Below are 13,313 nucleotides of genomic sequence, written 5' to 3' on the forward strand. Positions count from 1 at the left end.
GATCCGAAACATGGTGAGGTAGATCACATCAACCCGCCGACCACGCCGTAGGTCTCGAAAGTGAACTCACCGATGCGCCCGCTTACCAGCCTCGACACCTTCTTCCTCGCCGCCGAGGACGGCAGGACCGTGACCAACGTTTCGAGCCTGGCCATCCTCGACAAGTACGGCCCGGACGGGAAGACGCTGACCCGCAAGCATCTACAAGACCTCATCGGCGAACGCCTGCACCTGCTTGCGCCGTTGCGATGGCGGCTCGCGACGGTGCCGTTCGGGGTGGGCCACCCGTATTGGATCGACGGCGAAGTCGACCTCGACTTCCACGTCCGCGAACTCGCGCTCGTCGCCCCCGGGGATCTCGCCGCACTCGAGACACAGGTCGCGCGCCTTGCCGAGCACCCGATGGATCGATCCCACCCCCTGTGGGAGGTCTATCTGATCCACGGCCTGCAAGACGACCGGGTGGCGGTGCTCACCAAGCTGCACCACGCCGCGGTCGACGGTATGTCCGGTGCCGAGGTGATGAACATCCTGCTCGACGGCTCCCCCGACGGGCGTGACATCGCGCCGGCACCCCGCTACCGTCCCGAGAAGGAACCCGGGCAACTGAGCATGCTCGCCCGAGGCCTCGCCGCGATCCCGGGCCAGCAGCTCAACTCCATCGGTGCAGCCCAGCGCACCATGACCAACCTCGACCACGTCGCGGTGTTGCGATCGATCCCCGGTATCGGGCGCATCGGGCGGACCGTCCGCGGCGCCACCCAGCTGTACCAGGGCGACGGCAGCGCGCTCACCGCGCCGTCGGTGACCGCTCCGCGTCTGCGCATCAACGGCAGGATCAGTCCCCACCGCCAGCTCGCGCTCGTCAGCCTGCCGCTCGACGAGGTCAAGGCACTCAAGGAACACTTCCACACGACGGTGAACGACGTCGTGGTCGCCCTCTGCACCGGCGCACTGCGTCGCTGGCTCCTCGATCTCGGCGAGCTGCCCGACAAGCCCCTGGTGGGCATGATCCCCATCTCGGTGCGCACCAAGAAGGAGTTCGGCACCTTCGGTAACAAGGTCTCGTCGATGGTTGCGGAACTACCCACCGACGAGCCGAATCCGATTGTGCGTCTTCGTCGCTGTCGGGAAGGGCTGCGCGAGGCGAAAGAGACCATGCACGCCGTGCCCGCGTCGCTGATGCGCGACGCCAACGACCTCGTCCCGCCGATCCTGTTCGGCCGGGCGATGGGTCTGGTCACCACGTTCGCATCCAGCGAGGCGCTGGCTCCGGCCGCCAACCTCGTCGTCTCCAACGTGCCCGGTTCACGTTCACGGCTGTATTGCGCGGGTCACGCGGTGCTGGAGCACTATCCGGTGTCGACGATCAGCGACAGCCTCGGTCTGAACGTCACGGTCTTCAGCTACACCGACCGGCTCGAGATCGGTCTGGTCGGGGACAGCACGCTCGTGGAGAACCTGCATGGCCTCGCGGCCGCGTTCCCCGACGAATTGAAACTACTCAACGAGGCACAATCCGCGACATCCTCCGAAGGAGTGATCCAATGAGGCGCCTGAGCAGCGTCGATGCGCAGTTCCTGGCCATGGAGGACGGCCGCACCCATGCACACGTGTGTCAGCTGACCATCCTCGAAGGCACGACCGCCGACGGCAGCAAGCTCGACGCCGCACGCATCCGTGAACTGATCAGCGAACGAATCGACCTGATGCCGCCGTTCCGCTGGCGGCTCGGTGAGGTTCCGTTCGGGCTGGACTACCCGGTCTTCGTCGACGACGACAACTTCGATCTGGACTCCCATATCTGGGAGACGGCGCTGCCGGAACCCGGCACGGACGTCCAGCTCGGGGAGGCGGTCGGCCAGATCGCTTCCCGGCCGCTCGATCGGGCCCGGCCGCTGTGGGAACTGCATGTGATCCACGGCCTCGCCGGCGGGCATGTCGCGATGCTGACCAAGGTTCACCACAGTGCGATCGACGGGGTCTCGGGCATGGAGATGCTTGGTGTGCTACTCGATCCCACTCCCCAGCCGGCGCCGGAGAAGCCGGCGCATCCGACACCGGTCCACGCGGCGGGTAAGCACCCGACCGACACGGAGTTGTTCCTGCGCGGCGTCGCCTCGTTACCGCTCCAACCGGTCCGGATGGTGCGTGCGCTGCCCGCGACGCTGCGTTATCTCGATCAGCTGCCGACCATGCGGAGCCTTCCGGCGGCGAACCTGATCTCCGGTGCGGCCGACCGCGCCGCGCGCGTCGCCACCCGCAACAAGGACGGCCGGACCCTCGAGCGCCCGCGCGCGGACACACCGAAGGTCTCCTTCGGTGGCAGAATCTCGTCGCATCGTCGCTTCGCTTTCGGCACGCTTTCGCTGGAGACCATCAAGGCGATCAAGGCGCAGGTGCCGGGCGCCACCCTCAACGACGTCGTGGTGGCCCTGTGCGCCGGAACGCTGCGCCGGCGGATGATCGCCCGCGGCGACGACGTCAACACCCCGCTGGTGGCGATGGTCCCGGTCTCGGTGCGCACGAAGGAGGAGGAGTACGGGAACCAGATCTCCTCGATGATCGTCGCGATCCCGACCGACGAACCCGACGTCCGCGAACGAGTCATGCGTGCCCACGCGGTGATGCGCTCGGCCAAGGATCGTCACCAAGCCATCCCGGCCAAACTGTTGCGGGACGCCAACCATACGGTCCCGCCGGCACTGTTCATGCGAACGGCGCGAGTGATCTCGGCGACCACCGCGGCGGGCTGGATCAGTCCGCCGTTCAACGTGACCATCTCCAACATCCCCGGCTCGCCCGTGCCGCTCTACCTCGCGGGTGCGGCGGTGGTGTCCCAGCACCCGGTCAACGTCCTGCTCGACGGTGTCGGCCTCAGCCTGACGCTGCTCAGTTACCAGGATCGGCTCGACTTCGGATTCACGGCCGACCGCGAACTGATGCCCGACGTCTGGCAGCTCGTACCGGAACTACAGGCCGAATTGGTAGCACTTGCAAAGGAGTTCGATGTCTCAACATCCTGAACACGGCGGGCACGCTCCGGCTGTGTCCCACACCACCTGGAAACCCGAGGGGCATCGCACGGCTCACGAGGTGCTGGCGCTCACCGGCGCGGTGCGCACCGTCGGGCGTGGGGTTCCGCAGCCACCCGTGAGCTCGCGAACCCCCGTGCTGCTGATTCCGGGATTCCTCGCCGGGGACTGGTCATTGCGGAGCATGAGCCGACGACTGCGCCAGGCCGGTCACCGCACTTATAAGTCGGGGATCCGCAGCAACATTGGATGCACATCGGCGACGGTGGACATGCTCGAGCGTCGGGTCGAGGACGTTGCGGGTGAAGCGGGGCCGATCTCGATCGTCGGCCATAGTCGCGGCGGCACCCTGGCCCGCCTCCTCGCCACGCGCCGCCCCGACCTGGTGCGCGGGATCGTCACGCTGGGCAGCCCGCTGACCACACAGTTCGCGGCGAGCACCCACGTGCTGCGGGTCGCCGAGGAGATTGCCCGACGCAACCAAAACGACCGCCCGACGGCGCTGAACGTGGGCTGCCTTCGCGGCTCGTGCGCCGAGTCGACCGCGGCCGCGCTGGCCGAGCCGATGCCCGCGGGTACGTCGTTCACGTCGATCTACTCGCGGACCGATGGGATCGTGCGGTGGCACGCCTGTCTCGATCCGTCGGCCCAGACGTTCGAGGTGTGCAGCACCCACAACGGCATGGCGGTCAACCGTTCGGTGATCCGACTGGTCGAGGGCAGGCTCGCAACCCTCTGATCCGACCCATGGGCTGATCCGACCCATGGGCTGATCCGACCCATAGACGTCACCGTCCACCCCGCCGCACAGGGCGGGGTGGACGGTGATGGTGTCGTCGTCGGTGGACAGTGCAGCGCTCCACCGACCTCAGATCATCGGATGCTTTCGACCTCGGGAACGGTGATCTCGCGACGCAGGATCTTGCCGGTGGCACCCTTGGGCAGCTCGGCCAGGATCCAGATGTGACGCGGGTACTTGTAGGCCGCGACCCGATCCTTGACGAAGTCGATGAGCTCGGCCGGATCGGCGAAGGTGCCGGGCTTCAATGAGACCGCGGCGCCGATCTCCTCACCGAGGGAGTCGTGCGGGATGCCCACGACAGCGGCCTCGGCGACGGCAGGATGCTCGTAGAGCACCTCCTCGACCTCGCGGGGGTAGACGTTGTACCCACCGCGGATGATCAGGTCCTTCTTGCGGTCGACGATGAAGTAGTAGCCGTCGGAGTCCTTCTTCCCGATGTCGCCGGAGGAGAACCACCCCTCGTCGTCGATCGCCGCGGCGGTGGCGTCCGGAAGGTTCCAATAACCCTTCATGATGTTGTGGCCGGCGATCTGGATCTCACCGGGCTCACCGGTGGCGATCTCGTTGCCGTCGGCGTCGACGACGCGCATGCGCACGCCCTCGATCGGGGTGCCGATCGACCCGGGCTTGCGCTCGCGGTCGGGATGGTTGAAGGAGGCGACCGGGGAGGTCTCCGACAGTCCGTAGCCCTCGAGAATCATGCAGCCGAAGGTCTTCTCGAAGTCGTTGAGCACCTGGACCGGCAGCGACGCGCCACCCGATGCACAGGTACGCAGGGTCGCGGTGGCCGACGGACCGAACTCCTGCGCCACGCTCAGCATCGCCGCATACATCGTCGGGACGCCCAGGAACACGGTGACCTTGTCCCGCTCGATCACCTGTACCGCGGTGCGCGGATCGAAACGCGGGATCAGTGTGAGGGTCGCACCGACCAGCACGGAGGTGTTCATCCCGCAGGTCAGTCCGAACACGTGGAACAGTGGCAGGCACCCCATCACGACATCACCGAACTCAATGCCCAACAACGTCCGCGCGGTGATCTCGCCGTTTCGTGCGAGGCCACCGTGGGTCAGTTCGGCACCCTTGGGCTTGCCGGTGGTGCCCGAGGTGTGCAGGATCACCGCGGTGTCGGTCTCGCCACGCTCGACCGGGCTCGGCTGAGCCGGCAGGTCGGCGATCAACTCGGCGAGACCCGCGTCGTCGACCAGCCACAACCGGCTACCCGCCGCCTCGGCCGCCGGGCGCGCCTCGTCGGCGAACATCGGTGTCGCGAACAGCGCGGACGCCCCGGTGTTGGTCAGGTAGAACTCGACCTCCCGGGCCTTCAGCAGCGGATTCATCGGCACCGCGATCGCGCCGCGACGCAGGATTCCATAGAATGCCAACGCAAATGCGGGCGTGTTGCCCAGCATGATCCCGACCCGGTCGCCCGGTTCGATCCCTTCCCGTTCGAGCAGCGTCGCCACTCGCGCTGCGGCAGCATCGAACTCGGCGTAGGTCAACACGTCGTCGCCACACCGCAACGCCACGGTGTCGCCGTGATCGCGCGCCGTGGCAACGAGATTCATGGAAAGGTTGGTCATCTGCTCAGTCTCCCGGCCTCGATTTCAGTGGATGACACAAGTGTCGCGTCAATCACATCCGGAGTCGATGGTCGCGGGTACAACAGAGTTCCGCTGCGCTTGTGCCCGTGCACAGCCGTCGACGACGACCTGTGTCTTCGTGGGGATTTCGCGAGGTCTTGTCAGTTGCGAGGATGACCGAGCAATCGGATCGCCCGCAGCGCCACGTAGAGTTCGGCGGCATCGATCGGCTTGTCGACCGAGCGGCCGGTCAGATCACCGATCTTCCGCAAGCGGTAGAGCACCGTGTTGCGGTGATAGTGCAACCGCTCCGCGGTCGCGGCAGTGGACCCGTCGCACTCGAACCACGCCTCGAGCGTCGCCATCATCTCGTCGCGTTCCTCGTCGGGCAACTCCAGCAGCGCGCCCAGCGTACGTCCCGCGACCTCCCGGGCAGCGCCCGGGATGCGGACGAGTAGCAGTGCGAGCGAAAGGCTTTCGTATCGAATGACGGTCGTGACGCCGGCAGGTGCACAACGTCGCGCAAGGCGTGCCTCGTCGAGCGCGCTCGCGATCTCGGCGGGCACCGCAAACGCCCGGCTCACACCGACGCGCCGGTCGAACACCGAACCCAGCTCACCGAGGGCGAGGTCGACGTCGGCATCGGACCGGCCACAGATCAACCCGAGATAGCCGTCGGGTTGTGTGTCCCAAACCGAAGTGATGCCTTTGTTCTTCAGCCGGGTCGCGGTGTCGGTCGCGGTGGCCGGGCGCGGCTCGGCATCCTCGGCGCAGACGACTACGAAACACGCGCGTTCGGGGAGACCGAGGGCGCGCATGGCGTCGATGATCGCGGTGGGGTTGTCCGAGTGGTCGTCGAACACCGTCCGCACCAAGAGAGCTCGGGCCTCGGCATCGGCGTGGGTGCGCAAGATCTCGGCCTCGCGGTAGCCCTCGACGGCGGCATCGGAATAGGTGTCGATCGCCTCCCAGAGATGGGCGGGAACGTCGAGCAGTTCATCCGCCGGCACACCCTGTGCCCGGCGCAACATCTGTTCCCAGATCAGTTGCCCACCGAGCCGGTAGGCGCGGAGCACTGCTGGAAGGGGTATCGCCTGCTCGGCCTTGAGCCGCCCGGTCGCGCGCGCGACGTCGGAGCGGACGCGGCCGCGTCCGGCGAGGACCGTGAGGATCGAACTCAGGTTCTCGGTGCAGGCGGTGCGCAGTTGCCCGACGGTGAGAAGTTGAGCGTCGAGATAAGTCCGCTCGGCGGCCTCCAACCGTTCCACGAGGGTCTCGGTCAGCGCGGGAAGATCGTCGAGCACGTCGGCGGCGAGTGCAGCTGCGCGGGAGCTGCCGGTGGAGATGGACACATCGGACATCGTATCCACCGAACATGAGCTGCGCCACATCCCCTTTGTGCCGCGGCACAAGATCCCGGTCTCGGCGTCTTTGCGGCCGCCCATGGTGACGGAGTGGCCGGGCACGAAGAATTGAGACATCGGGCACACCCGCCACCCCAGCCCGACGACAGGAGTTGATGTACGCCGTGAGCGTCGACACGCAGCACAATACAGACCACCGGACCGTGGTCGAGGCCGCTCTGGCCGATCTGTCCGCAGGTGAGAAGGCCTGGGCCGAGCTGTCCCTGACCGAACGCGCGGACCTGCTCGACCGGGTCCGGGCGCTGACCGGACACCATGCCTCGGCCTGGGTCGTGGCCGCGTCATCGATCAAGCGACTGGGGCCGCATTCGGCGCTCGCCGGCGAGGAATGGATCTCAGGTCCCTACGCATTCGCCACCGGTCTCGGTGCCGTCGCACAATCGCTCCGTGACCTCGCGTCGGGCCGCAGTCCCATTGCCGACGCCGCATTCGGGACCGCGGCGGATCGCACCACCGTGCAGGTGCTGCCGACATCGCGCTACGACGCGTTGTTGCTCAGCGGGTTCACCGCCGACGTCTGGCTGCGGCCGGGAGTAGATCCGGCACAGGCCCGAGCAGCCGCCGGGCTCGCCCAGCTCGACCCCACCGTCACCGGCGGTATCGGTGTCGTGCTCGGAGCCGGCAACATCACCTCGATCGCACCGCTCGACGTCGTCTACGAACTGATCGCGCACAACCGGGTCGTCGCTCTGAAGCTCAACCCGCTCACCGATCCCCTGCTCCCGGTACTCGAACGGGTCCTCGAACCGCTGATCGCACTCGGCGCGATCCGCATCCTCACCGGCGGAGCGGAGGTCGGCGAGTACCTCGTGCACCACGACGCGGTCGCGCACGTGCACATGACCGGGAGCGCCGCCACGCACGACGCGATCGTCTGGGGCACCGACACGGATGCCGAGCGACGCCGCGCGACCGGCGATCCCCGCCTGACGAAGCCGATCACCAGCGAACTCGGCGGCGTCTCCCCCACCATCGTGGTTCCCGGCAAGTGGCGCACCGCCGACCTGCGGTTCCAGGCCGAGCACATCGCGACCCAGCGCCTGCACAACGGCGGCTACAACTGCGTCGCCGCCCAGGTCGTCGTCGTCCCCGCCGACTGGGACCAGAAGCAGGAGTTCCTGACCGCGTTGCGCGATGCGTTCCACAGCGCGCCGGCACGGGTCGCCTACTACCCGGGCAGCGACGACCGGGTCGCCGCCGCCCACGCGGCGTACCCAGACGCCGAACGGTGCGGTACGGCCGGCGAGCGACTGCTCGTGACCGGGTTGTCCCTCGACGTCGACGAGCCGATGCTGCGCACCGAGTATTTCGGTCCCGTCCTCGGAGTCCTCGAACTGCCGGGATCCGGCGCCGAGTTCCTCACCACCGCAACCGATGCCGCGAACGATCACTTCCTCGGCACGCTCGGGGCGAACGTGATCGCGCACCCGAGTTCCATCGCCGAGCTCGGCGCGGACTTCGAGACGATGATCGCCGACCTGCGCTACGGGACCATCGCCGTCAACGCGTGGACCGCGGTCGGCTTCCTCACCGCCGCCGCGACATGGGGGGCGTTCGGGGGCCACACGCTCGACGACATCCAGTCGGGAACCGGCGTGGTGCACAACGCGTTCCTGCTCGCCGACACCGAACGCACGGTGGTGCGCGGTCCCTTCCGGCCCGCGCCGCGGTCGATCCTGCATGGCGAGTGGTCGCTGTCCCCCAAGCCGCCGTGGTTCGTCACCAACCGGACGGCCGCCACCACCGGTCGCCTGCTCGCCGAGTTCGCCACGGCCCCGAGCCCGACGCAACTGCCCGCCATCTTCGCCTCTGCCCTCCGCGGCTGATCCAGCCCACCACGAAAGGCCACACCATGCCCACCACAACGCCACAAACCGTCGACTACGTCGTCGTCGGAACCGGCTCTGCCGGTGCCGTCGTCGCGAACCGACTCAGCAGCGACCCACGTAACGAGGTGCTCGTCCTCGAAGCCGGCGCGAAGGACACCGACAAGTTCATCCACATCCCGGCCGCCTTCTCGAAGCTCTTCGGCGGTGCCGCTGACTGGGACTATTCGACCGAGGCGCAGCCGGAACTCGGCGGGCGACGCGTGTTCTACCCGCGCGGCAAGACGCTCGGCGGGTCGTCGTCGATGAACGCGATGATGTGGGTGCGCGGATTCGCCGCCGACTATGACGAGTGGGCCGACCACGCCGGAGACGACTGGTCGTTCGACTCCCTCGTCGAGTACTTCCGGCGCATCGAGAAGGTCGCCGGAGCCACCGAGAACGACGAGGGCACCACCGGACCGCTGCATGTGTCACACCAGCGCTCGCCTCGCCCGTTGACCCGCGCATTCCTCGAGGCCGCAGCCGAGTGTGGGCATCCCGTGGAACGGGCGAATCTGCCGGAGCCGAAAGGGTTCTCGCAGACGATGGTCAATCAGCACAAGGGCGCCCGCTTCAGCACCGCCGACGCGTACCTGCGCCCAGCGCTCAAACGCAAGAACCTGCACCTTCTCACGGAGGCCACCGCCACCAGGGTGCTGTTCGAGGGCACCCGCGCGGTCGGTGTCGAATACACCCGCGAGGGGCGTACGCACACCGTGCGCGCGCGGCGCGAGGTGGTGCTGTGCGGCGGCGCCGTCAACACCCCGCAACTACTGATGCTCTCCGGTGTCGGCCATCGTGACGACCTTGCCGGACACGGCATCCACACCGTCGCGCACAATCCCCAGGTCGGTCGCAACCTGCTCGACCACCTCCTCGCCCCGATGGGCTGGGACGTCGAGAAGGGATCGCTCACCGACGCGGAAAGCCTGCTCCAACTCGCCGACTATCTGCTGCGCCGCCGCGGCATGCTCACCTCGAACGTCGGCGAGGCCTACGGCTTCATCCGCAGCCGCACCGACCTGCGGCTGCCGGACCTCGAGTTGATCTTCGCACCGGCAGCCTTCTACAACGAGGGCCTCGGCGAGCCCTATCCGCACCATGCCGTCACGATGGGGCCGATCCTGCTCAAGCCCGAGAGCAGCGGATCGATCACACTGCGCTCGGCGGACCCGACCGCGAAGCCGGTCATCGATCCCCGCTACCTCAGCGATCCCGACGGTGTCGACCGGGCAGCGATGATGGCGGGCCTGCGGGCCACGGTCGAGATCGCGCAGGCGCCGTCGCTGCGCGGGCGGCTCGGTGTGGTGTCCCAGCCGCGCACCGCTTCTCGCGTGCCCGACGACGACACCCTCGCCGAGGTGCTGAACCGACACTCGCACACGCTGTATCACCCGGTTGGTACGTGCCGGATGGGCCACGATTCCGACAGCGTCGTCACACCCGCTCTCGCGGTTCGTGGGGTCTCGGGTCTGCGCGTCGCCGACGCCTCGGTCATGCCCACGATCGTGCGCGGCCACACGCACGCTCCGTCGGTGCTCATTGGTGAGAAGGCCGCGGATCTAATCCTCGCGAGCCGCTGATCGCGGCCTCGCCAGATCGATCCGTCACCGACGGGTCAACGCCGCACCGGCCGCGGTGCCCACCACCACGTCGACCGTGCGCACCCACGCGTCGACCGTGCCCACCCACTCGTCGATCGTGCGCGCACGGTCGACGAGTGGGTGCGTTCCGCGGAACACTGGGTTCCTCCACATCGGGTTCCGCACCTGAGAATCCCGAAGAGCACGCGGATGGTCGGGACAGCTATCCTCGGGTCCTACTCGGTCCACCGGAAGGACAACGCACCATGCTCACCCGCTCGGTTCTGGGCGCCACGACGGCACTGGCTGCCGTGGTGATCGTGGCCGGATGCGGCTCTGAGAGCTCCGCACCGACCACCTCCGGGGTCGCCACCGCACCGGGTGTGGCGACCGGGGCCGGCGACGCTGCCGCAGCACGCATTGCACTGACCCCGGCCCTTGACCACGTGCACGGTCTGCATGTCGACGCGGACGGGACGGTCCTCGCGGGTACCCACTCCGGACTGAGGGCGATCGATGCCGCCGGCATGACCACCCCTGTCGGAGCCACCGACGACGACCTGATGGGCTTTTCCGGTGCACCGGGCACCGACATGCTGGTCACGTCGGGCCACCCGGGACCCTCGAGTACGGACCCCAATCCTCTCGGCTTACGCCGCAGCGACGACGGTGGACAAACCTGGACGAACAAGTCCCTGCTCGGCGAGGTCGACTTCCACGCATTGGCGACCGACGGCACCGTCGTGGTCGGCTTCGACGGCACTACCGGGCTGCGCGTGTCGACCGACGGTGGTGCCACCTGGTCACCAGGCGCGACCGTGGCCGCGGCATCGCTGGCTTTGACTTCCACCGGGGTGTGGGCGCTGACCCCGGCCGGACTACAGCACAGTACCGACCAGGGCCGTTCGTTCGTCACCGTCGAGAACGCGCCGGCGCTGGTGATGGTCGCCGGTTCGACTGAAGCGGTGTGGGGTATTGGCGCTGACGGCTTCGCGTGGCGCAGTCGGGATGGAAACAGTTGGGAGAAGCGGTCATTCGTCGGAACCGCGGAAGCACTGGCCGTCGCCGGATTCGACACCGCCTATGCCGCGACCGCGGAGACCCTGTTCAAGCTCAGCTGATTGCTCACCGGTGCTGAAAGCTCCGCCGTCGACCGTGCCAGAACATCGAGCGTGCGCGCCAGTGCACGATCAACGCCCAGGTGCGCACGATCAACGCCCGGGTGCGCACGATCGACGCTGAGGTGGCGCGTCACCCGAGCAGGTGCCGGTCCCGGGTGGTGATGATCGATGCCCGGCACGTGGATGTGAGCAGATCCGCCGCGCCCAAGTCCATCTGTCCATACAGTCTGTGCGGGTCGACGCCGTTCGCCCGGAGCATGGGTTCCGCCCGCTGTGAGACGCTGCCCTTCACACCGAACCAGGCCAACAGATCCTGCACAGTCAGCCCGGACCAGTACGCGCCGGCAGTGTTGTTGGCGCGGCAGACGACCCATGCCACGGCGGCCGCACCGCGGGCAGGCGACGCCTTGCGGCGGAATATCGCGGGGTCGCCGACCGCGCTGCGGCGCAGGAATCGCCGCATCGCGGTGCGGTGCTCGACATCGAGGAGTTCGTCGGCGCATGCGTCGCAAGCAGCGAGTACCTCGCGGACCACAGGCACGATGTCGTCGGCGACACCCGACCACTCGAAGGGCTCATCCGGCAACGGCAGGTCGTCCAGGCGCACCAACGCCGGGCGACCACCGACCTTGCGATCGAGGCCCTCGAGCATGATCTCGCCGATGGTCAGCGCGTCCTCGTCGTCAAAATCCTTGTCGTCAAAGTTGCCAAAGCCGTCGAAGCCCTCGAGGTCGCCCGTCTCGAGCAATCCGGCCAGCAGCGCCGTCGGCCCCTGCGGACGCGACGAGCGGATAACCCGCTGATAATCCGGCTCGTACTCGTCGACGGCAGTCAGAGTGTCCTCGGTCAGCGACGCGCGAATGCCCTCACGGTCGTGGGCGTAGCGAATGAAGGCACGCAACAGATTCGGCAGTTTCGCGAGATACGCGGGCTCCGCGACGACCTTGCGCGGGAACCAGTCCACCAGAAGAATCTCGACGGTGACCGTGCTCCAGCGAAACGGATCCCCATTCGTGTAATCCGTGCCGAACCACAGCAGACTGTCCATCAACGACCGCTCGTCGTCGCGGTCCAGCGACTTGCCGAACGGTGACGCGAAGAAGTCTTCCGCGATCGCCGCCTTGTCCTCCTCCGACCACTCCTGGCGCTGCGTGGCCACGCCCCCCGACGGCAGCATCCGCACCATCCACTCGATGAGGGGCCGGCACATCGGCCAACTCTCGGACTCGAGCGGTGGGTACATCCTCGATCCGAGATCGATCGCCTCGTCGATCATCGCCCGCGCCGTCGCCGCATCCGTCCGCGTCAGTGACTGGTCAGGGTCGTCGATCAACCCGCCCATCTGGATCACCAGGTCCTCCAACGGCGCCGGGACGACGAATGCGTCCTTGACCACGGTCCCGAGATTGTGATCGACGTAGACCAGCGCCGACAGTGCGTGGCCGGACGGCAGCGTGATCCCGAGAAGATAGTCGTCACCGTCTCCCAACACGTGGGTCATGAACCAGACATTGGGCTCGATCCGGGCCCGATCGAGCCCGGCCAGCCAGTCCGGCATCGGGTGCCGCCGCGTGGCGAGTTCACGGCCGATCCGGGCGGCGAGCACCTCGTCGGTGGCGAGGGCGCGGATGATCGTCAGCGCCGCGGTGGTCTCGGCGTACGGCGTGCCGATGAACGACTCCACCAGGTCAGACAGCGTCGGCAGCCCCGGTTCGTCGCGGGAGAACGGGTCACGATTGCGCGGATCAGTCACCGCGACGAGACCACTCACGGACATGAGCAGGTCTATCGGCTCGTCCGATCTCAGCGCGTGGCGCAGGCCCTGAAACAGCTCCTGATCCTCCGCGCTCTGCGCCTGCCGCGAAGGTCTGGACGCCACACGTCGACGATTCGGCTG

General features: G+C 67.6%; 10 protein-coding genes. 6 read left to right on the forward strand and 4 right to left on the reverse strand.

Going from position 1 to position 13,313, the window contains the following annotated elements:
• Window positions 1-72 precede the first annotated feature (72 nt).
• Genes GORHZ_RS03360 through GORHZ_RS03370 form a run of 3 tightly spaced genes read left to right on the forward strand, consistent with a single transcriptional unit; the run spans window position 73 to window position 3,774 of the window.
• Complete coding sequence (locus GORHZ_RS03360) at window positions 73-1,551, forward strand: WS/DGAT/MGAT family O-acyltransferase (RefSeq protein ID WP_006330409.1); 1,479 nt, start codon at window positions 73-75, stop codon at window positions 1,549-1,551.
• Window positions 1,548-3,026, forward strand: coding sequence for a WS/DGAT/MGAT family O-acyltransferase (locus GORHZ_RS03365; RefSeq protein ID WP_006330410.1), 1,479 nt, complete (start codon window positions 1,548-1,550; stop codon window positions 3,024-3,026). Before GORHZ_RS03360 ends, GORHZ_RS03365 begins: the two co-directional genes overlap by 4 nt.
• Window positions 3,010-3,774, forward strand: a complete 765-nt coding sequence (locus GORHZ_RS03370; protein WP_006330411.1) for an esterase/lipase family protein — start codon at window positions 3,010-3,012, stop codon at window positions 3,772-3,774. Before GORHZ_RS03365 ends, GORHZ_RS03370 begins: the two co-directional genes overlap by 17 nt.
• Before the next feature lie 134 nt (window positions 3,775-3,908).
• Here the strand turns inward: GORHZ_RS03370 and GORHZ_RS03375 are convergent, their stop codons facing one another.
• Window positions 3,909-5,420 (reverse strand): long-chain-fatty-acid--CoA ligase, encoded by a 1,512-nt coding sequence (locus GORHZ_RS03375; protein WP_006330412.1) that lies wholly within the window; start codon window positions 5,418-5,420, stop codon window positions 3,909-3,911.
• Window positions 5,421-5,581: 161 nt separating this feature from the next.
• A complete protein-coding gene (locus GORHZ_RS03380) occupies window positions 5,582-6,901 on the reverse strand; it encodes a PucR family transcriptional regulator (protein ID WP_006330413.1) in 1,320 nt (439 codons plus the stop codon).
• 38 nt (window positions 6,902-6,939) lie between these two features.
• Between GORHZ_RS03380 and GORHZ_RS03385 the strand changes: the two genes are divergently transcribed.
• Window positions 6,940-8,670, forward strand: a complete 1,731-nt coding sequence (locus tag GORHZ_RS03385; RefSeq protein ID WP_006330414.1) for an aldehyde dehydrogenase family protein — start codon at window positions 6,940-6,942, stop codon at window positions 8,668-8,670.
• A 26-nt stretch (window positions 8,671-8,696) separates the two neighbouring features.
• Window positions 8,697-10,295 carry a GMC family oxidoreductase gene (locus GORHZ_RS03390; protein ID WP_006330415.1) on the forward strand — a complete coding sequence of 533 codons (1,599 nt, stop codon included), beginning with the start codon at window positions 8,697-8,699 and terminating at the stop codon, window positions 10,293-10,295.
• A gap of 24 nt (window positions 10,296-10,319) precedes the next feature.
• On the opposite strand, the gene GORHZ_RS31925 is transcribed toward GORHZ_RS03390, so the two are convergent.
• On the reverse strand, window positions 10,320-10,454 hold the full coding sequence (locus GORHZ_RS31925; protein ID WP_280985420.1) for a hypothetical protein: 135 nt from the start codon (window positions 10,452-10,454) through the stop codon (window positions 10,320-10,322).
• A gap of 107 nt (window positions 10,455-10,561) precedes the next feature.
• Between GORHZ_RS31925 and GORHZ_RS03395 the strand changes: the two genes are divergently transcribed.
• On the forward strand, window positions 10,562-11,416 hold the full coding sequence (locus tag GORHZ_RS03395; RefSeq protein WP_006330416.1) for a F510_1955 family glycosylhydrolase: 855 nt from the start codon (window positions 10,562-10,564) through the stop codon (window positions 11,414-11,416).
• A gap of 130 nt (window positions 11,417-11,546) precedes the next feature.
• On the opposite strand, the gene GORHZ_RS03400 is transcribed toward GORHZ_RS03395, so the two are convergent.
• Window positions 11,547-13,313, reverse strand: a 1,767-nt coding sequence (locus GORHZ_RS03400) for a hypothetical protein (RefSeq protein ID WP_006330417.1), incomplete at its 5' end; no start/stop codon positions are given.

Source organism: Gordonia rhizosphera NBRC 16068 (genome assembly GCF_000298195.1).
GTDB classification, from domain to species: Bacteria; Actinomycetota; Actinomycetes; order Mycobacteriales; family Mycobacteriaceae; genus Gordonia; species Gordonia rhizosphera.

Coding starts and splice junctions, on each gene's coding strand:
- GORHZ_RS03395 (WP_006330416.1), top strand. CDS start 10,562: ATGCTCACCCGCTCGGTTCTGGGCGCCACGACGGCACTGGCTGCCGTG.
- GORHZ_RS03380 (WP_006330413.1), bottom strand. CDS start 6,901: ATGTCTCAATTCTTCGTGCCCGGCCACTCCGTCACCATGGGCGGCCGC.
- GORHZ_RS03370 (WP_006330411.1), top strand. CDS start 3,010: ATGTCTCAACATCCTGAACACGGCGGGCACGCTCCGGCTGTGTCCCAC.
- GORHZ_RS03360 (WP_006330409.1), top strand. CDS start 73: ATGCGCCCGCTTACCAGCCTCGACACCTTCTTCCTCGCCGCCGAGGAC.
- GORHZ_RS03375 (WP_006330412.1), bottom strand. CDS start 5,420: ATGACCAACCTTTCCATGAATCTCGTTGCCACGGCGCGCGATCACGGC.
- GORHZ_RS03390 (WP_006330415.1), top strand. CDS start 8,697: ATGCCCACCACAACGCCACAAACCGTCGACTACGTCGTCGTCGGAACC.
- GORHZ_RS03385 (WP_006330414.1), top strand. CDS start 6,940: ATGTACGCCGTGAGCGTCGACACGCAGCACAATACAGACCACCGGACC.
- GORHZ_RS03365 (WP_006330410.1), top strand. CDS start 1,548: ATGAGGCGCCTGAGCAGCGTCGATGCGCAGTTCCTGGCCATGGAGGAC.